We start from the raw sequence: 22,210 nt of genomic DNA on the forward strand, positions 1-22,210 counted from the left end.
ATTAATCTTTGGAGTAAATATGAGCAGTTCTGATCTGCAAAACGAATGGGCTTCTTCCTATTTATCAGGTGGAAGTATGGCTTATGTGGACAGTCTTTACGAAGACTATTTAGCCGATCCTTCTTCAGTTTCAGCTGATTGGCAAAAAGTGTTTAGTTCTTTGCCACAAGTCAATGGCACCACTCAAGACTTGTCTCATAGGGATGTCCGCGATTACTTTTTACAACATGCCGATAAAAAACGTACTCAAGTCGCGCAGTCTGCAGATAGCCAACAATATCAAGTGGCTAATTTAGTACATGATTTTCGAGCGCTAGGTCATTTGGCTGCTAAATTAGATCCTTTAGAAATGACTAAACCCTCTGTAGTCCCAGGTTTAGATCTGGCGACTCACCAGCTTGCCGATATTGATAAAAATCGAAAATTTTTCGCTGGCACCTGTTTTAATGGCCCCGAAATGCCCCTAGGGGAAATCTACCAATCCTTACAAGATACTTATTGCGGTAGTATTGGTATTGAATACATGCATATCTCAAATAAAGAAGAAATTGAATGGATTCAACAGCGCATGGAGTCTGCCCGCGGCAGGCCTAATTTTGAGACCAGTAAAAAAATAAATATTTTAAAAGATTTAATTGCCGCTGATGGCCTAGAGCGGTATTTAGGTACGCGTTATGTAGGACAAAAACGCTTTTCTTTAGAAGGCGGGGATTCTTTAATCCCAATGATGAAAGAAATTATCAATAACTCTGGGCGCGATGGTGTTAAAGAATTAGTAGTCGGGATGGCTCACCGGGGACGATTAAATGTCCTCGTTAATGTTTTAGGGAAAAATCCGGGTGACTTATTCCAAGAGTTTGAAGGTAAAGTAAGTTATGAACGTACGGGTGATGTGAAATATCATCTTGGTTTTTCTTCAGATATTCAAACCGAATCAGGTGCAGTAGTTCACGTCGCTTTAGCATTTAACCCCTCCCACTTGGAAATTATTGGTCCTGTGGTGGAAGGCTCTGCACGTTCTCGTTTAGAACGCCGCAATGATTTAGTAAAAAAGAATACGGTTCTGCCGGTAATTATGCATGGTGATGCTGCCTTTTCAGGGCAGGGCGTGGTTATGGAAACCTTTAATTTTTCACAAGCTCGGGGTTATTGCACGGGTGGAACCATTCATATTGTTATTAATAACCAAATTGGTTTTACAACGAGTAATCCCCTGGATTCTCGTTCCACCATGTATTGCACCGATATCGCTAAAATGGTACAGGCCCCTGTTTTGCATGTGAACGGCGAGGATCCTGAAGCGGTGGTGTTTGCTACCCAAATCGCTTTTGATTTTAGAATGAAATTTAACCGTGATGTGGTTATAGATTTAGTTTGCTACCGCCGTAATGGCCATAATGAAGCAGACGAGCCCGCGGTTACCCAACCTACCATGTACAAAAAAATTAAATCCATGCGTCCCTTGCGGGAGATTTACGCTGAACAATTAGTTAATTCTGGACTTATTAATGCCAATGAAGTGGCTAAGTTTATAGATAGCTACCGCGATGGCTTAGATCAAGGCAAATCAGTAGTGGATTTAGTTCATGAATCTTATGAGGGTAAATCCAATGTGGATTGGACTCCTTACTTAAATGCTAAATGGACTGATAAAGCCGATACTACCGTCAGTAGGGCTACTATTGACCAACTGGCGGCAGAACTTAACAAACTGCCTGCTAATTTTCAATTACATCCTGTAGCCCAACGCTTATTTGCAGAGCGGGACAAAATGACTAGTGGTGAGATTCCCATGAATTGGGGCTATGCAGAAACTATGGCTTACGCTTCGCTTTTACATGAAGGCTATGGGGTACGTTTATCAGGTCAGGATTGTGGGAGAGGTACTTTTGCCCATCGTCATGCGGTATTGCATGAAGTAAACACCGGCGAAGTTTTTGTTCCTTTAGCACAATTAGAAACAAATCCCGAGCGCAGCTTTACGGTCATCGATTCCGTATTATCCGAAGAGGCTGTTTTAGCTTTTGAATATGGTTATGCGTCGTCTGAACCATCTTCTTTAGTTCTTTGGGAAGCGCAATTTGGCGATTTTGCCAATGGGGCACAAGTAGTAATTGATCAATTTATTAGCTCTGGGGAGCAAAAATGGGGTCGTTTATGCGGTTTAGTGATGTTATTGCCCCATGGCTATGAGGGACAAGGACCTGAGCATTCCTCTGCACGTTTAGAGCGCTACATGCAATTATGTGCGCAACAGAATATGCAAGTGTGCACGCCAACAACACCAGCACAAATTTTTCATTTATTACGCCGCCAAGTTATTCGTAATTTCCGCAAGCCACTCATTGTCATGACCCCCAAAAGCTTGTTACGCCATAAGTTAGCGGTGTCTCCTATTGACGATCTAGTGAAGGGACGTTTTCATACCGTGATTCCTGAGATCGATGCTTTAGATCCGAAGAAAATAACTAAAGTTGTTCTTTGCTGTGGTAAAGTTTATTACGACTTATTGCAAATGCGTCGCGATAAAGAATTAAATCACGTAGCCATTATCCGTATTGAGCAATTATATCCTTTCCCTAAAAAAGCACTTATTGCTGAATTAGATAAATATCCTAATATGAAGGATGTAGTTTGGTGTCAAGAAGAACCGCAAAATCAAGGCGTTTGGTTTTCATCACGTCATAATATGAAAGAGTGTCTGAAAGAGGGACAATATCTAGTTTATGCGGGAAGAGAACAGGCTGCAGCACCAGCAGTTGGAAGTGCTGCTTTACATGCGCAGCAACAAAATGCTTTAGTTGAGCAAGCATTGTTGGGTAAAAAATAAGTTTATAATACACAATTAAGAAGGTATAACCATGTCTATCGAAGTCAAAGTACCTGTTCTACCTGAGTCAGTAGCCGATGCAACTGTGGCTGCTTGGCACAAAAAAGTAGGCGATAAAGTAACTCGTGATGAAAATTTAGTAGATCTTGAAACCGATAAAGTAGTCCTTGAAGTCCCAGCTCCTGCGGATGGAATATTAACTGAGATTTTATTTCAGACCGGTTCCACAGTGAGCTCCGGACAAATCCTTGCTAAAGTAGGGGAAGGAAATGCCGCTGCAGCTGCTCCAAGTCAAGCAGCACCCACACCACAAGAATCCCAAAAGGAACAGGTTAGTGCGCAGGATGATAAATCCACCAGTCCGGTGGTTCGACGCATGATGGCTGAACATGATCTTCATCCCAGTCAAATTCACGGTTCTGGCAAAGAGGGGCGTATTACCAAAGATGATGTCCTTGCCTTCATCGAATCCAATAGAAAGCAAGCGGTTGCTGAGCCTGTAAAAGTCCCCGCAAAACCTATTGCTATGGGAGCCCGGGAAGAAAAACGTGTACCCATGACCCGTTTACGAGCAAAAATTGCCGAGCGCTTATTACAAGCCCAGCATAATGCAGCCATGTTGACCACTTTTAATGAAGTAAATTTAAAAGCAGTAATGGATATGCGCGCTCAGTACAAAGACAGTTTTGAGAAAAAACATGGTGTAAAACTGGGCTTCATGTCCTTTTTTACTAAAGCTGTGGTTGAATCATTAAAACGTTTCCCCGCGGTTAATGCTTCCATTGATGGTCAAGATGTTGTTTACCATGGCTTTTACGATATTGGGATCGCTGTTTCAACCGAGCGTGGTTTAGTGGTTCCAGTATTAAGAGATGCGGATCAAATGTCGATGGCAGAAATGGAAGCCGCCATTGGTGATGCTGCAACTAAAGCACGTTTAGGCAAATTATCTATGGAAGAAATGCAAGGTGGTACTTTTACCATCACTAATGGTGGTGTCTTTGGTTCTTTACTCGCAACGCCAATCATTAACCCACCCCAAACAGGTATTTTAGGGATGCATAAAATTGAAGATCGACCGGTGGTGGAGAAAGGTCAAATCGTCATCCGTCCAATGATGTATATTGCCCTGTCTTACGATCATCGTTTAATTGACGGTAAAGATTCAGTCCAATTTTTGGTAAGTGTTAAAGAATTATTAGAAGATCCGGCTCGTCTTTTACTGAATGTCTAATAATCCCATGTAACTGCGGAACCTGCGCGTTGCAGGTTTTGCTTTTTAGAAAGGTAATTACAATGAATTTACATGAATATCAAGCGAAGCAATTATTTGCCAGTTATAACTTACCTACTCCTCGCGGCGAAGTAGCTTATAGCGTTGATGATGCTGTCCAAGGAGCAATCCAATTAGGAACTTCTAAATGGGTAGTAAAAGCTCAAGTTCATGCAGGCGGTCGGGGTAAAGCAGGCGGGGTAAAAGTAGTTTCAACTAAAGAAGAATTAATGAGTTTTGCTCATTCCTTATTAGGAACCCATTTAGTTACTTACCAAACGGATGCAAAAGGTCAACCGGTCAATGCCTTATTAATTGAAGAACCTTGTGATATTGCCCGTGAGCTATATTTAGGCGCGGTAGTTGATCGCTCCACACGCCGGGTAGTTATTATGGCATCTACTGAAGGTGGGGTCGAGATTGAAAAAGTAGCAGCAGAAACTCCTGAAAAGATATTTAAAGTTATTGTTGACCCTTTAGTGGGTGTAATGCCTTTCCAATGCCGTGATACAGGATTTAAATTGGGTTTAAATGATGAACAGATTAAACAATTCACTCACTTGATGACTAATTTAGGCAAAATGTTTATGGAGTGTGATTTAAGTTTATTAGAAATCAATCCCTTGGTCGTGACTAAAGCAGGGAACTTACTCTGTTTAGATGGAAAAGTTACTATTGATAGCAATGCTCTGTATCGTCACCATAAGCTAAAGAACATGCGCGATGTTACGCAAGAAGATGAGCGTGAAAATCGTGCTAGTGACTGGGAATTAAACTATATTCCTCTGGATGGGAGTATTGGTTGTATGGTTAATGGGGCAGGCCTGGCTATGGCTACCATGGATGTCATTAAATTGCATGGTGGAGAGCCAGCAAACTTTTTAGATGTCGGTGGTGGTGCAACTAAAGAACGGGTAAGTGAGGCGCTAAAAATTATTCTTTCTGATGAAAAAGTCAAAGGCATCCTGGTAAATATTTTCGGGGGTATAGTACGTTGTGATCTTATTGCTGATGGTATTTTAGCTGCAGTTAAAGAAGTACACGTGAAAGTTCCTGTTGTCGTACGCCTTGAGGGTAATAATGCTCAATTAGGTGCTGATATTTTAAATAAAAGCGATTTAAACGTGATTGCTGCAAACAGTTTAACTGATGCGGCTAAAAAAATTGTGGCAGCTGTTAATATTAATGAGCAAGCCTCAGCAGTGAATTCTAAGGCTTGAATTAAATTTCGAGGTTAACAATGAGTGTATTAATTAATAAGCAAACTAAAGTATTATGCCAAGGCTTTACGGGCAAACAGGGTACTTATCATTCAGAACAAGCCATTGCTTATGGTACTAAGATGGTAGGGGGGGTAACTCCAGGTAAAGGTGGACAGTCGCATTTAGGTTTACCGGTTTTCAATACTATGCGTGATGCGGTAAATGAGACGGGGGCTGATGCTTCAGTAATTTATGTACCAGCAGCTTATTGTAAAGATTCAATTTTAGAGGCAGCAGATGCCGGCATCAAACTTATTGTTTGTATTACTGAAGGCGTACCTGTTCTCGATATGTTACAAGTGAAAGTATATTTAGAAAACAATAGCGATGCTCGTTTAATTGGTCCTAATTGCCCTGGCGTTATTACTCCTGGCGAATGCAAAATTGGAATTATGCCTGGCTCCATTCATTTACCCGGTAAAGTGGGTATTGTTTCTCGCTCAGGCACTTTAACCTATGAAGCAGTCAAACAAACCACTGATAAAGGTTTTGGACAGAGTACTTGTATTGGTATTGGGGGAGATCCAATTCCAGGGACTAATTTCATTGATGCTTTAGCCTTATTTGAACAAGATCCAAAAACTGAAGCCATTATTATGGTAGGGGAAATTGGTGGGTCTGCCGAAGAAGAAGCTGCCGAATACATCAAAACGCATGTTAAAAAACCAGTGGTTTCCTACATCGCTGGTGTTACTGCGCCTGCGGGTAAACGCATGGGTCATGCAGGTGCGATTATTGCGGGTGGTAAAGGTACCGCTGCTGAAAAATTTGCTGCGTTAGAAGCTGCAGGTGTTCGCACAGTACGTTCTCCTGCTGAGTTAGGCGATGCGGTTGCTGAAGTCACTGGTTGGTAATTTTTTGGATTAATAACAGGGAATAATTATTTCCTGTTATTAATTCACATAAGCTCTTTAAATTCCTCTTATTTATTCAATCACCAATTCCAATTGTTGTACATGGACTAATCAATCACCTTATCCTATCTTTATATAAGGGACGAACAACAATAAAAGTCTATGAACAAAGAAGACGATAGCTCTGCTGCTAATTCCTCTCGTTTTGAACTTATTTGTGCCGCCGTGATGGCTATATTTGCCTCCGTAGGGGTATTATCATCCACTTACAGTGGTATTACGGGGGCTGGTTGGTTGAATGGCTCGCAAGTCGCTTCGCAGGCTTATTTTTGGTACCAAGCCAAAAGTATTAAAGAAACAATTATCGCAGGACAGCGTGATTTTTTGCTTTCTTTAAAAGATACGTTTACCACCAAAAAGCAAAATGCTTCAATTGATAGTTATGTAAAAAAAATTAATAAAGACATTAATCGCCTAACCCAAGAAAAGTATGAAATATTGATGGGCTCAAAAAATATTGATAAGAGTAAGTGGGTACAGGATATTGATGGAAAATATGGGCAAGTCATTGGTGCAAAGGAGTGGGATGAGGTGGCCGCTCAATATGGCACTAGTTCAGATTCCTTTACTTATGCAACGGTCTATCTCCAATTAGCCCTAGTGATTGGCGCCCTGACCATTATGATTACCTATCTTATCCCGCGCTATTTCTTTTTTGCCATTATGATTGGTTTTGGCTGCTATGGTACTTATTTATGTTGGCAAGGATACGCCCTCTATTCTACGTTAAATTTATAAATTTCATCGGCAAGCTGTAATAAAATTCTTTGTTTCAACTTGAGATTTCTGCTTAGAGCTGTATATACTGCCTATTTTGCGGGAACCATCATGAGTCATAGAAGTATTGCTGATATAAGAAGAGATTATGGTGTGCTAAATTTAGATGAACAGCATATTCATGAAAATCCCATTGAGCAATTCAAGATTTGGTTTGCTGAGGTACTGGCAGAAGAGCCTCATGATCCTACGGCAATGGTTTTATCTACAGTAGATGAACAAGGCTTCCCTGACTCACGGGTTGTTTTATTAAAGGGATTAGAAGAAAACAGCTTTATCTTCTACACCAACTACCACAGTGCAAAAGGAATACAGCTTGCACACGAGCCTCGTGCCGCACTTAATTTTTATTGGCCACATATGGCAAGACAAGTACGAATTCGCGGTAGGGTTGAAAAAATTTCTGCTGAGCGCTCGGACGATTATTTCTTTTCACGACCCTTATCGAGCCAATTAAGCGCCATTGTTTCACCGCAAAGCAAAGATATTAAAGACAGAGCCTTTTTAGAGCAAGCCTTAGAACAATTAGCTACAGAAGGACAAGCCCCTATCACAAGACCTCTTCATTGGGGTGGCTATAGTCTCACGCCCGAAAGCATAGAGTTTTGGCAGGGACGTGATAATCGTTTACATGACCGAATTGCCTATTGCCGGCAAAATAATACTTGGAGCCATTCCCGCTTAGCGCCTTAAGCGGAGGAAACAGTCTTTTTGGTTAAACCTCATGAGGTCTCAATCTTCCACCAAGTTTTTAAACTCCTTTAACGGAACAAAAATTGCCGGGTAAAGAAAATCTTTATTTCTCGCAGCGCTAAAGGATGCAAACTAATTAAAAATCAAAATGGATTGGTTTTGATTCAGGCGTTTTTTTTCTTCCTAATTTGTATATTTTAATTAGGGTATAATTCAACTGAAAAATAAAGAGAATAATTAAAATCCAAGAAAGCGATATAAAAAATTTAATAATTTAATCAATTAGTTAAAAAATATTTTCTTTATCTTTACACAAAATCAAAAACTTGGCCTAGGAATTGCAACTATAACTATACCCAAGACTAATAAGAAATAATTTTTTGCTTTCCCAAAGATTATTGTCAAGAAGATGTAAATATTTGGTTCTAGAGGGCATGCAGGGATTTAAAGTCGTAAAATTGTTTTAAGTGCAGAAATTGCCGGCAACTAGGTGAGTATTTTTGCATGAAGCCTTAATTTTTACTGGAGTAACTACAGTTGAAGATAGGACACCAACGATTTTTTATATTGGATCCATAAAAGAGGATATTAACATGAACGATACAACAGCCTTACTACCACACATCAAACTAAGATTTAACATTGAACACCCCAGCTATGAAGAATGCTATTTATTTGGATATGAATGCGCTCTTTCTGAAGTGGCTGAAGAGGATAATCCCTTTCGAGCCGGTTCGCAAGAATCTGAACAATGGTTAGAAGGTTGGTGGGCTGGTTTTTATGGTGAAGAGCCATTATTTGATCTGAATGCTGAAGCAGATGAAGAAACTGAGATTAAAAGAGAAGCAGCCAATGATCAGCAATACCAAAAAAGCAGTATTATGACCTTGGTCTTTGAAATTAGTGGCGCGATAGCAGCATCAGCAATTGTGGGTTATCAATTATTAGAGTTAGTTGCATGATGACAATTACATTCAATTGAAGAAAAGCTTCTCTCTGTACTTTTCTTCAATTGAATACGGTATTTAGAGTGATTTATTCTTTAAAAAACTTTAAAACCATCGAGCGCATGCGTGCTATTTCAGCCGGGTTAAACTCTTTATATGAGGGACTGCCTATGTCTAAACATACTGTGACTTCGTCGCCGATACCCTTTAATAAATCAACGCCTGATAGTTTTAATAATTTAATATGATGGCTAATTTCTTTAGCCCAGGCATCTAAATAATCCCTTTCCGTAAACACAGGTAGGAAAACTTGATTCTTTTCTTGTAAAAAAAGAACGGTAGGTTCTTCTTCCTCTTCTGCAGTTTGCTCAATTGGAATAATAAAATTAGCTTTTATAAATTCTAAATAAGCCTTATTGGCTTCTTTAAGATTTCCCTTAGTGGCAAGTGCAGCTTGTACTGCCGTATTTAAACTATTCATGCTAACTCAGTTTTAAAAAAGCACTATTATATCTGAGTCTCTAGAGCATAGCTATTCCACCTCCGCTGTGTTGAAATTATTTACAATCTTAGTATAATGAGTTTTTATGTTTGCCATTTTATTGGTCATTTTTTCAATAAAAAGGCCACAGAAAAACTTTTATTTTAATAATAAATCAAAATTTTTATTATTAAATCAAAGGAATGCAAAGTAATCTGTTCAAAACTTGTGCATGCTGTCAGCTCAACCTTATCCGATTTAGTGGGTTTTGATAGGAAGAAATAGAAACTTATGAATACAGTACACATCTCTAAGACAGAAACTACCACGCGTAAAAATTATCTTGCTTTTGCTTGGTTAGTTTGGGGGTTAGCCGCCACCTTCTATTTTTCTGATTACATGGCACGGGTCGCGCCTGGAGTCATGCATAAATATTTACAAATTGATTTCGGAATTAATGAAGCAGGCTTCGGTATCCTAACAGCATCCTTCTATATTCCTTACATCTTGATGCAAATACCAGTCGGCTTAACCGTGGATCGTTTAAGTATTCGCTGGTTATTGACCATTATGTCTTTAGTAACCGCTTTTGGTTGCTGTGTTTTCGGTCTTGCCGATGGCTTAATGACCGCCTCCATAGGCCGCATGCTGATTGGTTTTAGTGCCGCGTTTGCTTTTGTATGTTCCTTACGTTTAGCCACATCATGGTTTCCACCGACTATGTTGGGTTTATTAGCAGGGCTTACTCAATCTTTAGGTATGCTTGGTGCTGCAGCAGGAGAGGCTCCAGTGTCCTTTTTGGTTAGTAATGTAGGTTGGCGTCATAGCATGCTGGTTATTGCTTTTTTATTTATTGCCTTAGCCGGTCTTTTGTATCAGTTCGTGCAAGATAAGCCTGGCGAGCATCGTAATGAAGTAAGAGCTGTGGATCGCATTAGTATCCTCCAAAGTTTAAAAATTATTTTGTCCTGTCGTCAAACTTGGTTAAACGCCCTGTATGCCGGTTTTCTATTCGGACCTACTGCGGTTATTGGTGAGGCGATAGGACCTGCGTATTTGCAATTTGGTAGAGGTTTAGGCGCGCATGCGGCAGCATTTGCTACCGGTTTAATTTTCATTGGCTGGGGGATTAGTGGACCCTTATCGGGTTGGTTGTCTGATCGTATCGGTAAACGTAAACCCATTATGATTATATCAGGGATTTGTGGTCTAATTCTGACATCATTATTTGTCTTTTTGCCTAATTTATCGCAAGGCTCTGCTTATCTAATATTTTTTGTTTTCGGCCTAACTAATACTGGAGTAGCTATTGCCTATGCGGTTTCTACGGAGTTACATGATCGAAAAGTAGTTGGGACTTCAATTGCGTTTACCAATATGATCTCAATATTTGTGGGAGCCTCATTTCAGCCCTTGGTTGGACGTTTAGTGGATGCTGTCGCAGGTGCCCGTGCTTATAATGTTGAAAGTTTATTATTAACTGACTTCCAAGCCGGGTTAAAGCTTTTACCGGTCTGCTCTTTAGTTGCCTTGCTCTTAGCCTTCACTATTAAAGAAACCAACTGTAAGCCCATCCGTAATTAACCACCTTACTTAACCATTCTGATGCTTTGCATCGGAGTGGTAATTTCATTTATTTTCAATCTTCTTGCTTCGCTTATCGCTCTCTTATATTATTTACTGTTATACTTTGCCTGTGTTTTACTGCATTGGTAAGGCACGAGAATTTAATAACATGGAGATGATAATGAAAAAACTTGCAGGATTAATAATTATCCTGGCTGTTTTAATCCTTGGTGGATATTATGGCATGGGCTTTCTCACTGAAAGAACAATAAAAAAGAATATTGAAGTGATCAACCAAACCAATGGTTTATTTGCCAATATCGAACAATACAATAGAGGATGGTTCAGTTCTGATGCGCAAGTTAAATGGCGTCTACATGTGCCCGAGCGAATTGTAAAAGATGCAAATGGAGCGTCCCAAACTATTCCAGCGCAAGATTATCAATCTGTAATGCCTATTAAAATTTGTCACGGTCCATTTATTTTCTGTCATAATAAATTACGTTTTGGTGTGGGGTATGCGGAAACTGAATTCCCTATTCCCGAGCAATATGCCAAGCAATTTGACGAGCAGTTTACAAAAGAATCTACTAAGCCCCAATTAGATTTAAACATCTTCGTGAATTACTTCTTAAGAAGCTCGGTTGAGCTTGAGGTACCAGAATTTAAACTAATTGCTAAAGATGGTTCCGGGAATTTTACTTGGAAAGGCTTTGCAAGCGATGTAAATGTCTCTTCTAGCAAAGATCAAGTAGACGGCGATTTTGTTCTGAATGGACTGGTCTTTACTAAAACCGATACCAAGATAACTCTAGATAAAGTCACTACAGAATATGATCTGCATCAAACTAATGCAGGATTATATTTAGGAGATGCGAGTTTTAGTTTACCTTCATTTGATATCACTGTTAAAAATGAATCAATGGTTAATGTTAAAGATCTAACGATGAGCTCTAACAGTGACATTGATGATAAGCTATTCAACACGCATTTTAGTCTGGGTGTAAAATCAATTTTGGTCAATAAGAAAACTTATGGTCCAGGCGAGCTTGAAATAAGCTTAAGAAACCTTGATGCAGAAATATTAGCTAAAATTAATCAACAGACCAATGCTATGCAAAATGGTAGCGAGGCTGAGCGGCAACAAGCTATGATGGCGATGTTACCTGAATTGCCAAAATTATTTAGCAAAGGTGCAGAGTTTGAAATTTCTAAATGCAATTTCAAAATTCCTGAAGGTTCTATTGATGGCAATTTACTAGTATCTTTACCGAAGGGTGATAACGCTAATCCTTTTGAATTAATGCAAAAAATTCAAGGTCATGCCAAATTGCGAGCTCCAGCGGCTTTAGTAAAGCAATTGATGCAACAGTCTGTATTGCAGCAAATGTCGCAACAACCCGAGCTGCAACAAACCTTAGTTCAGCAATTACAAGCTTCTAATCCCACAGCGAATCAAGGCCAGGTTAACGATGAGCAACTAGCTGCGTTGCAGGCCGATAAACAAATAAGTACGATGGAAAAGAATGGTCTTATTGTTTCATCAGGTTCGGACTATGTGATTGAAGTTAATTTGGATCAAGGTAAATTCAATGTGAATGGAAAACCCTTTGATCCCTCCATGATCAAGTTTTAATCCATCTTCTCAAGAGGATAGGGAACGCTCTTTATCCTCTTCCATCCACCAAAGGAATTTTGCAAAAGCAGTAAATATTATTTTGTTGAATTTTAATAGAGTTTTTTCTGTTCTACCCTTGTCTCTAATTGCTCAATTCGGTAATATACTGCTTTTAAAAGGAGGAGCTAATAATAATGACAACAATCAGTAATGATGCAGGTGATACAACTGCTTCACTAGCCGAAAGCGTAACTCACTCAGTACAAAAATATTTTTCAGAGCTTAAGGGAACTGATCCTGTTGACTTATACCAGTTTGTGCTTGAAGAAATTGAAACACCTTTATTTCGTGCAGTTATGGAACATTGCAAGTACAACCAGTCACGAGCAGCTGTTATGTTAGGAATTAGTCGTGGAACTTTAAGAACTAAACTACGACGTTATTTCGATGATAAATATGTAGGTACACGCGATTAAGTTGTTAAGAAAAAAGAGCCTGAAGGCTCTTTTTTTATCTATCCCATTATTGCTCAATTCTGATATTATCCCATCCTTGAATCATCATTTAACCTGGCCTTAGCCCTTAAGTTCTTGTAAGGCAACCCTCTGTATTCCTTCTGCATCAAAATTACTGGGGTCAAGCCAAGTGCTTATGCGAGTTGCAAGAGCCGGCCATTCTGTGTCAATAATAGAAAACCAAGAAGTATCTCTATTTTGACTTTTAAACACATTGCTTTGTCTAAATGTACCTTCAAATTTAAAACCTATCCTTAAGGCTGTATTGATGGAGGCTTGATTTAAGGAGTTACATTTCCATTCACAACGGCGATAGCCTAAATCATTAAGGGCGTGATTAATCATTAAAAAGATGGCTTCAGTTGCTGCAGCGGTTTTTTGGAGCAATTTTGAAAAATGAACATGACCAATTTCAATTACTCCATGCTCTGGATTAATGCGTAAATAACCAATGATCCCAACCGGCGTTGGATCGTTTAACTTTTCAATAGAGTAGAGCTGCGTATCAGGTTCACGAGTTAAGGTGCTTACCAGCCACGAATTAAAATCCGCCAGCTCATTAAAAGGTCCGTAAGGAAGATAAGTCCATGAGGCTCCATCATTATTAACAGTGAGTGCATTATATAAAGCGCTTAAATCGGAACTGAGATTAATTGGGGTTAAGCGGCAATAAGCTCCCGCTAGAGGCTTTTGCGCAGGCCTTTCTTTCGCAGTCCAGTTTTTAATTTCAAATCCTATTGGTTGCTTAAATTCGTTTTGCGTAGTTAAACTGTGCTCGTTTGTTGACATAGTATTCCCGCTTCAAGTACTCATTAAAAAATATAATTAGAGTGATGTTCATTTCATGGGAAGAATAACATAATTATTAGCATAAGGCATAAGGCATAAGGCATAAGGCATAAGGCATAAGGCATAAGGCATAAGGCATAAGGCATAAGGCATAAGTCCAAGGGAGCTTAGACATTTTAGATAATGGCATTAGGAATAGGGATAATTACAGGATGGTTTCATTTGTAGCTATCAAGGCTTGGCTCGATAGCTACAGACTAAGTTTATTCAGCAAACATGGAGCTGACAGACTCTTCCACATTTACTCGCTTAATAGCTTGAGCTAACATATCAGCAAGACTGACTACGCGTATCTTTTCACAACTTAAGGCTTCGGCTGATAAAGGGATAGTATCAGTAACCACTATTTCATCTAACACGGAGTTAGTAATATTTTTCACGGCAGGACCCGAAAGCACCGGATGGGTTACATAAGCTCTTACACTTTTAGCCCCATTCTTTTTTAACTCAAGGGCAGCAGTACAAAGCGTACCAGCGGTATCAACTATATCATCAACGATGATACAATTCTTTTCAGCGGGTTCCCCAATGATATGCATTACTTCGGATTTATTGGGTCCACTCCGACGTTTATCGATAATCGATAGCTCTGCATCGTTTAATCGTTTTGCCATCGCTCTAGCCCGCACCACTCCGCCTACATCGGGTGAGACTACCATCATATTGGCTAAATTTTGTTTGCAAATATCTTCTAAGAGAATGGGGGTAGAATAGACGTTATCTACAGGCATATAAAAAAAGCCCTGGATTTGATCGGCGTGTAAATCAACCGTTAGAACCCTACAGATGCCCACAGAGGCCATCATGTCAGCTACTACCTTAGCAGTAATAGGCACCCGAGCGGAACGGACTCGTCGGTCTTGACGTGCATAACCAAAATAAGGAACAACGGCTGTAATCCGAGCAGCGGAAGAACGTCTTAATGCATCTGCCATAATAAGCAGTTCCATTAAGTTATTATTAGTAGGCGCGCAGGTTGATTGCAATACAAACACATCTTTACCACGGACGTTTTCTAAAATTTCAACCATAGTCTCTCCATCGCTGAAGGTTCCAACAGTTGCTTGTCCAATAGGTATTTGTAGATGAGAAGAAATTTTTAGTGCTAATTCAGGGTTAGCATTCCCGGTAAAAATCATCATGGTGGACATGTGTATAAAGCCTTAGATTTAATTGAATCAGTTAACTTAAACACATAGCAGAAGACAGCCAAAAAGATATTATTATTATTTGAGCGATACGGAGAACGCATCCTTCTAGGGTATCTTCTGCCGTCTGTTTACTTGAATCTAGCATTTATTCTAGATTTTACAACAAGAAATGGCAGGGGTGCTAGGATTCGAACCTAGGTATGCAGGGATCAAAACCCTGTGCCTTACCGCTTGGCGACACCCCTATAATGTGGATTCCCATTATCCTTTAAGAGCTAAAAAATTAGCTTTTCGTCCCTGCGATCTGCTGCGTATTTTGCAGTGGTTTTTAATCGATGTCAACGCTAAAAAGCAAATATTCACAAATTTTTAAAACTTCTACTTAGTTTTGTGTTTAATAATAGTTAGATTGCTAAATTTTTGGCTTTTTAGATTTAAGAAGAATAACCTGACAAGCCAGCCAGATTATTCTTTTTTAACTAGATAAACTTTAAACACTCCAATGTTTAATAATGACTTTTACCATTACGCCATTACCAACTAAACGGATAGTACTAGGCAAATCAATTCCTTTTACGGAAGTATACTGAGTAAAATCAATTACATATCCTGCTTGTTGCAATTGAGTCAAATGGTTATATTCGTCATGTTTTTCAGCTTGTACACCACCAGGAGCAGGTAAGCCTCTTACCCAATAATACAAATTATTAACGGGTAGACGAATACCGGTTTGCTGCATGAGGAGTTCATCGGCATTGGTTGAGGAAACTTTTTTAGCTCCATCTTGGAAACTAATAGTTTTGCCGGTTTTATTGATAAGTACTGTACCACCGCCTAGGGGGCCAATCAGACGAATTTGATAAGAGTTAGGACCATGTTGTACCCAGTTCATACTTGCTGACCAGGATTTTGCTTTATTTTTAGCAGCCATCGCACCGTTAATTTCCCAAGACGATACAGTCGCTGTCTCAGCCTTACGTTTTTCTAGGGGTACTACTTTATTTAGCGGGGCCTCTTCCGCAGGCCTCGGAGTGGGGGCACAAGCAGTTAATAAAAAAGCGGCAGCTAAAACTCCATATTTCTTTGCATTCATTGCTCACCTCTATCCATTCTTGTAGTTTTTCGAATAACAATACGCTAGACTGTTTGCATATTCAATCCTCTTGAAAAAAAATGAAAAAAAAAGCAATTTATCCTGGGACCTTTGATCCAGTAACCAATGGTCATGTCGATATCATTTCTCGTGCAGCAAATATTTTTCCTGAGCTTGTCGTGGGCGTAGCCAGTAATAAAGCAAAAAAACCTTATCTAGATTTAGAAACAAGAATAAGATTACTTAAGGAGTCTGTAGGCCATCTCCCCGGGGTCCAAGTGATTGGCTTTGATATCCTATTAATTGACTTCGTTCTTGAGCAAAAGGCAGAAATCATTTTACGGGGCTTGCGGGCAGTCTCTGATTTTGAATACGAATTTCAGCTAGCTGGAATGAATAGAAAGTTATCTAAACAGGTCGAAACCCTATTTTTAACCCCGTCTGAGAATTTAATGTTTATTTCATCGACTTTAGTCCGCGAAATTGCTGCCCTTAATGGTGATATTTCGCAGTTTGTTCCTGCCTCCGTTGCTCAAGAGTTAAAGCTGCTTAAATGTTAATTAAAAAAATATCTAAATTACGCAAAAATTGTTCTTTTTTGTTGTTCATGCCCCTATGTCTTAATCCTTGCTATGGGGGAGCAGCGAGCGATTTACCACCCGGCTATGCCATTGCGAGTGCCCATCCCCTAGCAACTAATGCCGGCTTGGACATTTTAGCGCAAGGAGGCAATGCTTTTGATGCGGCCATTGCGGTGGCTGCCTCTTTAGCAGTAGTTGAGCCCTATCATACCAGTATTGGTGGAGGTGGTTTTTGGTTACTCCATCAAGAAAAAGAGCGACGGAATGTTTTTATTGATAGCCGTGAAACAGCCCCTTTAGCGGCGAGCAAAACCATGTTTCTTGATAAAGAGGGGAGGGTAGTTCCTGGTTTATCTCTAAATGGGGGGCTCGCCGCGGCCATTCCAGGACAGCCAGCAGCATTAGTTCATATTGCTCAACATTACGGGCGTTTACCTCTACGTCAGTCTTTAGCCCCAGCAATTAAGTTAGCAAAGGACGGGTTTATTGTTGATAAGCAATTAGCTTATTTTTATTCCATGGGCGATCGTTTGGAGTGGTTAAAAAAATACCCTGCTACTGCCGCAGTTTTTTTAAAAGAAGGCCGTCCTTATCGTATTGGTGAAAAATTAATCCAAAAAGATTTAGCTCATACTTTGGAATTAATTGCCATTAAAGGCCAGGAGGGATTCTATAAAGGTGAAATCGCCGAGCGTTTAGTAAAAGCAGTCAATGCTGCTGGTGGTATATGGGATTTAAAGGATCTCGCCCAGTATAAAATAAAAGAAAGAGAACCATTAATTGGTGCTTATCATAACATGCTAGTAATTACTGCCCCACCACCTTCAGCCGGTGGCGTCGGTTTATTAACCATGTTACATGTTCTTTCGCATTTCTCTTTAGATAATTTTACAAAGTTGCAATGGTTACATCATGTTATTGAGTCAATGCGCTTGGCCTATTGGCAACGCGATCAATATTTGGGGGATCCGGATTATGTTTCTATTCCTATATATAATTTAATTTCTGCCGAGAATGCAAAACGCTTGGCTCCCTTAATTAACCCTAATAAGGCATTAGACAGTAAAGTTTTGAGTGGGTCGACGGTAAAAGAAAATCATCCCAATACCACCCATTTTTCTATTATTGATAAAGAGGGTAATAGGGTCTCTGCTACATTAACCGTAAATTATATTTTTGGCTCAAGTGTAGTGGCTGCTGGTACGGGAGTCCTCCTTAATGATGAAATGGATGATTTTGCAACTCAGGTTGGGGAACCCAATGTATTTGGTATCGTAGGAAGTGAGCCTAATGCTATTGCACCCGGTAAACGGCCATTATCTAACATGGCACCTACTTTTCTTGAATCCCCTAATCGCATTGCAATTTTAGGTACCCCGGGGGGGAGTAGAATTCCTTCCATGGTCTTAATTGCTTCCCTGCTCTTCCATGAAGGTTACGGTGCAATTTCCATGGTTTCTGCAATGAGGTTTCACCATCAGTATTTACCTGATGTGGTGCAGTTTGAACCTGATACCTTTTCTGCTGCCATTCAAGATGGCTTAAGTAAAATGGGTTATACGCTAGCCCCTTTGCAGCAATACTATGGCAATATGCAGGCAATTACTTGGGATAAAAAGACTAACATTTTAACCGCTACCGCTGATCCTAGGAGTATTGGTTTAGCGGCGGTTATCGCCAACAATGAAGTAGGGTATGGAATAAAATATTAACCCGCATTTTGTCTCGACGGGTGGCTATTAGGATACATCTCGTTTTACAAGCCTCATGAAGGGGTACCGGCTTCCAAGGAGTTAGTTGAATCGGCTAGCCGACGCTTTGAAATCAAGCCTCACCGGTTAATTTCTTAATGGCTTGATACGTTTTTTCAATCAAAACTTCTTTATTTTCAACAGTAAATTCAGCTGCATCAATGGGCTCACCGATATGGATCTCTGCTTTTTGTTTTAGATTAATACGGCAAGTCTTTGCTGGAATGATATCAAAAGCACCGCGTATCCCTATAGGTATAATAGTCGCCTGGGCTTGGATGGCCGTGATAAAAGCCCCCTTTTTAAACGGGGCTAACTTCCCAGTTTTAGAGCGCGTTCCTTCCGGAGCAATCCAAATAATGATGCCGCTTTTCATTAATTGCTGTGCATATTCTAAATCTTTCATTGCTTGATAGCGATTTTTTCGATCAATAAAGGGAAATTCAGCCGCTGCCATTCCTTTACCCATAAGAGGAATTTTTGATAACTCTCTTTTTGCTAACATCCTAATAGAATGATTAGGAAAGGCTTTAAAACCTAAGGGAATATCATAAACGCTAGAGTGGTTGCACATTAATATAGTAGCTTTACCGGGTTGGGGTTCGATATTTAGAGGATTAATGACTTTATACTCAACTTCGACTTCATCTAGGAGTTGATCAGTCCAATGATGAATAGTTTTATCCACCCATGGCCTAGTCGGGGTACTAAAAAAATATTTAAAAATGGAGCGGAGACAGACTATAGCAGTATAAAAAAGCAGCGCGCAAATAATCCAAATAGTTCTTAAACGTCCAATTTTCATTACAAATACACAAGAATAAATCGATGCGCCATCATACAACAAGCCAATTAGCTTTCCTAGATATTCTGTAGTTTCCCTAGTGTAAGCAAGAAATTGCCTTATTATGTGGCATTGTTGCTTTAGCTGATCATTGGTTGGCACTGAGGACAAAATGCAGAAGCACGGCCTGCGATCATTTGGGTTTCAATAGGCGTTTTACACTGAAGACAGGGTAGGTTTTTGCGGCCGTAGGCTTTTAATGAAATGCTGAAATACCCAGGTTTTCCATCAAAGGAATAAAAATCTTTTAAGGTGGTGCCGCCGGCTTGGATAGCGGCATATAAGATAGCTTTTATCTGTTGGCACAGGTGTTTACATTGCTCGTAATTTAGTGTTTTAGTGGGTTTTTTAGGATGAATACCGCTTAAAAATAGACTTTCGGTGGCATAAATATTACCTACACCAACTACTATTTCATTGGTCATAATAAATGATTTGATGGCTTGATTTTTATGGCGCGATTTTTGATATAAATAATCAGCATTAAATTCATCACTAAGGGGCTCAGGTCCTAAATGCTTAAAAAATTGCTCCTGCGGATCTTCTGCAGAATAATGGAATAAGCCAAAGCGTCTTGGATCACTATAGCGTAAAACCAGCTTATTCTGCAGGCATAAATCGAGATGATCATGTTTCCCCGGAGGGGTATTAGCCGGGACAAGGCGTACATGGCCTGACATGCCTAAATGAATTATAAGATACCCAGTATCGAGCTTGATGAGAATATATTTAGCTCGCCGGGAGACTATATGTATCTTTTGATGAATACATAAGTCATTAATATTGGCGACAACAGGGAGGCGTAATCGAGGATTACGTACAATAACGCCAGCAATGGTTTGATTCTCTAAATGGCCTCTTATCCCTTCTTTGGTTGTTTCAACTTCTGGTAATTCAGGCATTACTTATGATCATCATGCTCAATAACGCGCCCGTCCTCTTTGGCTGTAGGCGTACTAGGAAAGAAATACTGTTTTGCTAAAGCGCCAAGCCACAAGGCTCCACCAATAATTAATCCCCATACCGCTACCGAGAAAAACATAAATAACAAACCAATGCAGAGCGCAATGGCTACACCGGCTACTAAAAAAGGCACCAGGCTTTCCAATATTTTTTTAATGTCCATAGTCATTCCGAAGTAAGTATTTAATTTAATTATCGGTTAGATACTGAAATCATGCAATGAAATGAGTAAAAATGTGTTATCATTATACTAATATAGGGATATAATGATGGAAAAGATTTCAGTACGCTAATAGTAGCAGTTATTCGTTCACTATCCTATACACTTTGAGAAGGGGATCCTATGATTTTCGGTTTTTTAAACCTATCGTTTTGGGGTTATGTGCTCGCCACAGTAATTTTAACCCAAATTACTATTGCTTCGGTAACGATTTATTTACATCGTAATCAAACTCATAGAGCATTAACTCTGCATCCTATTATTAGTCATTTCTTCCGTTTTTGGTTATGGATGACAACCGGTATGGTCACTGCTGATTGGGTTGCTATCCACCGTAAACATCATGCAACAACTGATGTTGAGGGTGATCCCCATAGTCCTGTAGTAGAAGGAATCAAAAAAGTTTTTTGGCAAGGGGCGGAACTATACCGCGCTGCACGTAAAGATAGAGAGATGGTTGCCAAATATTCCCATGGCACGCCCACTGATTGGATTGAGCGTAATGTCTACTCCCGCTATTCTGCCCGTGGAGTGGTACTAATGCTCTTTATCGACTTGTTTTTATTTGGCGTCCCTGGAATAAGCATATGGGCTATCCAAATGATGTGGATTCCTTTATTTGCTGCCGGGGTAATTAATGGGATTGGTCACTATTGGGGTTATAGAAATTACGAATGTCCAGATGCTGCAACCAATATTATCCCTTGGGGGTTCTGGATTGGGGGTGAAGAGTTGCACAACAATCACCATACTTTTGCTTCTTCTGCTAAGTTCTCGGTTAAATGGTGGGAGTTTGATATAGGTTGGATGTACATCCGCGTTCTTTCGTTCTTAGGTTTAGCTAAAGTTAAAAAATTACCGCCCAAATTGGCTATGGAAGAAGGTAAATTGCAAGTCGACCTAGATACGGTAAAAGCTGTAATTTCTAATCGTTTCCAAGTAATGTCTAATTACTATAAATCTGTAATAAGACCCATTTTGAAACAGGAAAAAAATCAAAGCATTGTCACTAAAGAGGATAAAAAACTATTTCAACGTGCAGGTAGTTTATTACGCCGGGAAGACAAATTACTTACGGTAAAAGCCCAGGGACGCTTACAACGTCTTTTAGAGGCGCGTGAGCAATTAAGAGTGGTTTATTCTTATAAGCAATCCTTACAAGCTATTTGGTTAAAAACAGCTTCATCACAAAAAGAGTTGATTGATGCCTTACAAAACTGGTGTCATCAGGCAGAGGAATCTGGGCTTGATGTATTAAGGCAGTTTGCTTTACAGCTTAAAGGTTATGTGCCGGTTTATGCTACTTATAAAAAATAAGCGAACGCTTAAGCTTTAGAAATTAAAGAGGTGGGTACCCACCTCTTTTTATTTTTAATGACAGTCAAAATCATAAGGGAAAACTGCAGCAGCACTACTATTGGGGTCTTTCAGGAGCACAAAGCCTACTTTTAGATTACATTGTCCGATAGCTTGAAGAGTGCCTGGTTCAAATAAAGTCGCACTAATTGAATAAGGAGTCGGTAAACAACTTAAGTTAGTGACCACTTTATAGGGGTTACCTGCTTCTAAAATAAAGGATTTATTAACCCCTACTTCATTCACAATGTTAAATGCTACACTTTGACCGCGTTGGATAGGTGGGCTTGCAACAGCTATTTGTACCTCACAAGAGACATCATGGGCAAAACTCACGACTGAGCTACCCATCATCAATAATGCACAACCACTCAAAACTAAATTTTTTACCATCATTACTTCCTTTAATTAACTCATGTTACGCACATAAACTTGTAGTTTGACTAAAAAGCATTAGAATTCCGCCCTTAATTTTAGGGAGGGAATTAAATGGATATGCTTGATCTTTATAGTGATTATTTGATTT

21 protein-coding genes and 1 tRNA gene are annotated in these 22,210 nt (G+C 39.6%); 13 read left to right on the forward strand and 9 right to left on the reverse strand.

The window, feature by feature from the left end:
• The first annotated feature begins 19 nt into the window (after positions 1 to 19).
• The 7 genes from ELY15_RS03515 (at position 20) to ELY15_RS03545 (ending at position 8,711) form a co-directional block, all read left to right on the forward strand.
• Positions 20 to 2,830: a 2-oxoglutarate dehydrogenase E1 component gene (locus ELY15_RS03515; protein WP_127098268.1), complete on the forward strand. Its 2,811-nt coding sequence runs from the start codon at positions 20 to 22 to the stop codon at positions 2,828 to 2,830.
• Between the two features lie 31 nt (positions 2,831 to 2,861).
• Complete coding sequence (gene odhB / locus ELY15_RS03520) at positions 2,862 to 4,064, forward strand: 2-oxoglutarate dehydrogenase complex dihydrolipoyllysine-residue succinyltransferase (RefSeq protein ID WP_127098269.1); 1,203 nt, start codon at positions 2,862 to 2,864, stop codon at positions 4,062 to 4,064.
• Between the two features lie 62 nt (positions 4,065 to 4,126).
• Positions 4,127 to 5,323, forward strand: a complete 1,197-nt coding sequence (gene sucC, locus ELY15_RS03525) for an ADP-forming succinate--CoA ligase subunit beta (RefSeq protein ID WP_127098270.1) — start codon at positions 4,127 to 4,129, stop codon at positions 5,321 to 5,323.
• 20 nt (positions 5,324 to 5,343) lie between these two features.
• On the forward strand, positions 5,344 to 6,219 hold the full coding sequence (sucD, locus tag ELY15_RS03530; protein WP_127098271.1) for a succinate--CoA ligase subunit alpha: 876 nt from the start codon (positions 5,344 to 5,346) through the stop codon (positions 6,217 to 6,219).
• Between the two features lie 162 nt (positions 6,220 to 6,381).
• Positions 6,382 to 7,017, forward strand: coding sequence for a DUF4337 family protein (locus ELY15_RS03535; RefSeq protein ID WP_127098272.1), 636 nt, complete (start codon positions 6,382 to 6,384; stop codon positions 7,015 to 7,017).
• Between the two features lie 90 nt (positions 7,018 to 7,107).
• Positions 7,108 to 7,749, forward strand: a complete 642-nt coding sequence (gene pdxH, locus ELY15_RS03540) for a pyridoxamine 5'-phosphate oxidase (RefSeq protein WP_370449376.1) — start codon at positions 7,108 to 7,110, stop codon at positions 7,747 to 7,749.
• A 593-nt stretch (positions 7,750 to 8,342) separates the two neighbouring features.
• On the forward strand, positions 8,343 to 8,711 hold the full coding sequence (locus ELY15_RS03545; protein ID WP_127098273.1) for a transmission trait enhancer LetE: 369 nt from the start codon (positions 8,343 to 8,345) through the stop codon (positions 8,709 to 8,711).
• 73 nt (positions 8,712 to 8,784) lie between these two features.
• On the opposite strand, the gene ELY15_RS03550 is transcribed toward ELY15_RS03545, so the two are convergent.
• Positions 8,785 to 9,177 carry an SseB family protein gene (locus ELY15_RS03550; RefSeq protein WP_127098274.1) on the reverse strand — a complete coding sequence of 131 codons (393 nt, stop codon included), beginning with the start codon at positions 9,175 to 9,177 and terminating at the stop codon, positions 8,785 to 8,787.
• 291 nt (positions 9,178 to 9,468) lie between these two features.
• On the opposite strand from ELY15_RS03550, the gene ELY15_RS03555 reads away from it, so the two are divergent.
• From ELY15_RS03555 to ELY15_RS03565, 3 genes are all read left to right on the forward strand, one after another.
• Positions 9,469 to 10,761 (forward strand): MFS transporter, encoded by a 1,293-nt coding sequence (locus tag ELY15_RS03555; RefSeq protein ID WP_127098275.1) that lies wholly within the window; start codon positions 9,469 to 9,471, stop codon positions 10,759 to 10,761.
• 163 nt (positions 10,762 to 10,924) lie between these two features.
• Positions 10,925 to 12,379, forward strand: coding sequence for a YdgA family protein (locus ELY15_RS03560; RefSeq protein ID WP_127098276.1), 1,455 nt, complete (start codon positions 10,925 to 10,927; stop codon positions 12,377 to 12,379).
• Positions 12,380 to 12,555: 176 nt separating this feature from the next.
• Positions 12,556 to 12,837 carry a helix-turn-helix domain-containing protein gene (locus ELY15_RS03565; protein ID WP_127098277.1) on the forward strand — a complete coding sequence of 94 codons (282 nt, stop codon included), beginning with the start codon at positions 12,556 to 12,558 and terminating at the stop codon, positions 12,835 to 12,837.
• 99 nt (positions 12,838 to 12,936) lie between these two features.
• Here the strand turns inward: ELY15_RS03565 and ELY15_RS03570 are convergent, their stop codons facing one another.
• The 4 genes from ELY15_RS03570 to lolB all read right to left on the reverse strand — a co-directional run bounded on the left by ELY15_RS03570 (position 12,937) and on the right by lolB (position 15,969).
• The gene (locus tag ELY15_RS03570; protein WP_127098278.1) at positions 12,937 to 13,665 is read right to left on the reverse strand and encodes a GNAT family N-acetyltransferase; all 729 of its coding nucleotides are present in this window, start codon (positions 13,663 to 13,665) and stop codon (positions 12,937 to 12,939) included.
• Between the two features lie 263 nt (positions 13,666 to 13,928).
• Positions 13,929 to 14,876, reverse strand: a complete 948-nt coding sequence (locus ELY15_RS03575; protein ID WP_127098279.1) for a ribose-phosphate pyrophosphokinase — start codon at positions 14,874 to 14,876, stop codon at positions 13,929 to 13,931.
• 170 nt (positions 14,877 to 15,046) lie between these two features.
• Positions 15,047 to 15,121: transfer RNA gene (locus tag ELY15_RS03585), tRNA-Gln, on the reverse strand.
• A 245-nt stretch (positions 15,122 to 15,366) separates the two neighbouring features.
• The gene (gene lolB, locus ELY15_RS03590; RefSeq protein WP_127098280.1) at positions 15,367 to 15,969 is read right to left on the reverse strand and encodes a lipoprotein insertase outer membrane protein LolB; all 603 of its coding nucleotides are present in this window, start codon (positions 15,967 to 15,969) and stop codon (positions 15,367 to 15,369) included.
• Between the two features lie 80 nt (positions 15,970 to 16,049).
• On the opposite strand from lolB, the gene coaD reads away from it, so the two are divergent.
• Positions 16,050 to 16,529: a pantetheine-phosphate adenylyltransferase gene (gene coaD / locus ELY15_RS03595; protein ID WP_127098281.1), complete on the forward strand. Its 480-nt coding sequence runs from the start codon at positions 16,050 to 16,052 to the stop codon at positions 16,527 to 16,529.
• A gap of 47 nt (positions 16,530 to 16,576) precedes the next feature.
• A complete protein-coding gene (gene ggt / locus ELY15_RS03600) occupies positions 16,577 to 18,262 on the forward strand; it encodes a gamma-glutamyltransferase (protein WP_127098282.1) in 1,686 nt (561 codons plus the stop codon).
• Positions 18,263 to 18,374: 112 nt separating this feature from the next.
• Here the strand turns inward: ggt and ELY15_RS03605 are convergent, their stop codons facing one another.
• The 3 genes from ELY15_RS03605 to ELY15_RS03615 all read right to left on the reverse strand — a co-directional run bounded on the left by ELY15_RS03605 (position 18,375) and on the right by ELY15_RS03615 (position 20,271).
• Positions 18,375 to 19,106, reverse strand: a complete 732-nt coding sequence (locus tag ELY15_RS03605; protein ID WP_199744156.1) for a 1-acyl-sn-glycerol-3-phosphate acyltransferase — start codon at positions 19,104 to 19,106, stop codon at positions 18,375 to 18,377.
• 119 nt (positions 19,107 to 19,225) lie between these two features.
• Positions 19,226 to 20,047 (reverse strand): bifunctional DNA-formamidopyrimidine glycosylase/DNA-(apurinic or apyrimidinic site) lyase, encoded by an 822-nt coding sequence (mutM, locus tag ELY15_RS03610; RefSeq protein ID WP_127098283.1) that lies wholly within the window; start codon positions 20,045 to 20,047, stop codon positions 19,226 to 19,228.
• The gene (locus tag ELY15_RS03615) at positions 20,047 to 20,271 is read right to left on the reverse strand and encodes a hypothetical protein (protein WP_370449377.1); all 225 of its coding nucleotides are present in this window, start codon (positions 20,269 to 20,271) and stop codon (positions 20,047 to 20,049) included. The genes mutM and ELY15_RS03615 overlap by 1 nt, the downstream gene beginning before the upstream one ends.
• 180 nt (positions 20,272 to 20,451) lie before the next feature.
• Here ELY15_RS03615 and ELY15_RS03620 point away from each other — a divergent pair, with 180 nt between their 5' ends.
• Positions 20,452 to 21,645, forward strand: coding sequence for a fatty acid desaturase (locus tag ELY15_RS03620; RefSeq protein ID WP_127098285.1), 1,194 nt, complete (start codon positions 20,452 to 20,454; stop codon positions 21,643 to 21,645).
• A 54-nt stretch (positions 21,646 to 21,699) separates the two neighbouring features.
• On the opposite strand, the gene ELY15_RS03625 is transcribed toward ELY15_RS03620, so the two are convergent.
• Entirely contained in the window at positions 21,700 to 22,080 is a 381-nt protein-coding gene (locus ELY15_RS03625; RefSeq protein WP_158617409.1) for a hypothetical protein, read from the reverse strand.
• Between the last annotated feature and the right edge of the window lie 130 nt (positions 22,081 to 22,210).

This window comes from Legionella sp. km772 (assembly GCF_003989735.1).
In the GTDB taxonomy this organism is placed as follows: Bacteria; Pseudomonadota; Gammaproteobacteria; order Legionellales; family Legionellaceae; genus Legionella.

Excerpts from the sequence above, each read along its gene's own strand:
- pdxH (WP_370449376.1), top strand. The coding sequence starts at position 7,108 with ATGAGTCATAGAAGTATTGCTGATATAAGAAGAGATTATGGTGTGCTA.
- ELY15_RS03565 (WP_127098277.1), top strand. The coding sequence starts at position 12,556 with ATGACAACAATCAGTAATGATGCAGGTGATACAACTGCTTCACTAGCC.
- ELY15_RS03620 (WP_127098285.1), top strand. The coding sequence starts at position 20,452 with ATGATTTTCGGTTTTTTAAACCTATCGTTTTGGGGTTATGTGCTCGCC.
- ELY15_RS03625 (WP_158617409.1), bottom strand. The coding sequence starts at position 22,080 with ATGATGGTAAAAAATTTAGTTTTGAGTGGTTGTGCATTATTGATGATG.
- coaD (WP_127098281.1), top strand. The coding sequence starts at position 16,050 with ATGAAAAAAAAAGCAATTTATCCTGGGACCTTTGATCCAGTAACCAAT.
- lolB (WP_127098280.1), bottom strand. The coding sequence starts at position 15,969 with ATGAATGCAAAGAAATATGGAGTTTTAGCTGCCGCTTTTTTATTAACT.
- ELY15_RS03555 (WP_127098275.1), top strand. The coding sequence starts at position 9,469 with ATGAATACAGTACACATCTCTAAGACAGAAACTACCACGCGTAAAAAT.
- ELY15_RS03570 (WP_127098278.1), bottom strand. The coding sequence starts at position 13,665 with ATGTCAACAAACGAGCACAGTTTAACTACGCAAAACGAATTTAAGCAA.
- sucC (WP_127098270.1), top strand. The coding sequence starts at position 4,127 with ATGAATTTACATGAATATCAAGCGAAGCAATTATTTGCCAGTTATAAC.
- mutM (WP_127098283.1), bottom strand. The coding sequence starts at position 20,047 with ATGCCTGAATTACCAGAAGTTGAAACAACCAAAGAAGGGATAAGAGGC.
- ELY15_RS03560 (WP_127098276.1), top strand. The coding sequence starts at position 10,925 with ATGAAAAAACTTGCAGGATTAATAATTATCCTGGCTGTTTTAATCCTT.
- ELY15_RS03535 (WP_127098272.1), top strand. The coding sequence starts at position 6,382 with ATGAACAAAGAAGACGATAGCTCTGCTGCTAATTCCTCTCGTTTTGAA.
- ELY15_RS03550 (WP_127098274.1), bottom strand. The coding sequence starts at position 9,177 with ATGAATAGTTTAAATACGGCAGTACAAGCTGCACTTGCCACTAAGGGA.
- ELY15_RS03515 (WP_127098268.1), top strand. The coding sequence starts at position 20 with ATGAGCAGTTCTGATCTGCAAAACGAATGGGCTTCTTCCTATTTATCA.
- ggt (WP_127098282.1), top strand. The coding sequence starts at position 16,577 with ATGCCCCTATGTCTTAATCCTTGCTATGGGGGAGCAGCGAGCGATTTA.
- ELY15_RS03615 (WP_370449377.1), bottom strand. The coding sequence starts at position 20,271 with ATGGACATTAAAAAAATATTGGAAAGCCTGGTGCCTTTTTTAGTAGCC.
- sucD (WP_127098271.1), top strand. The coding sequence starts at position 5,344 with ATGAGTGTATTAATTAATAAGCAAACTAAAGTATTATGCCAAGGCTTT.
- ELY15_RS03545 (WP_127098273.1), top strand. The coding sequence starts at position 8,343 with ATGAACGATACAACAGCCTTACTACCACACATCAAACTAAGATTTAAC.
- ELY15_RS03575 (WP_127098279.1), bottom strand. The coding sequence starts at position 14,876 with ATGTCCACCATGATGATTTTTACCGGGAATGCTAACCCTGAATTAGCA.
- ELY15_RS03605 (WP_199744156.1), bottom strand. The coding sequence starts at position 19,106 with ATGAAAATTGGACGTTTAAGAACTATTTGGATTATTTGCGCGCTGCTT.
- odhB (WP_127098269.1), top strand. The coding sequence starts at position 2,862 with ATGTCTATCGAAGTCAAAGTACCTGTTCTACCTGAGTCAGTAGCCGAT.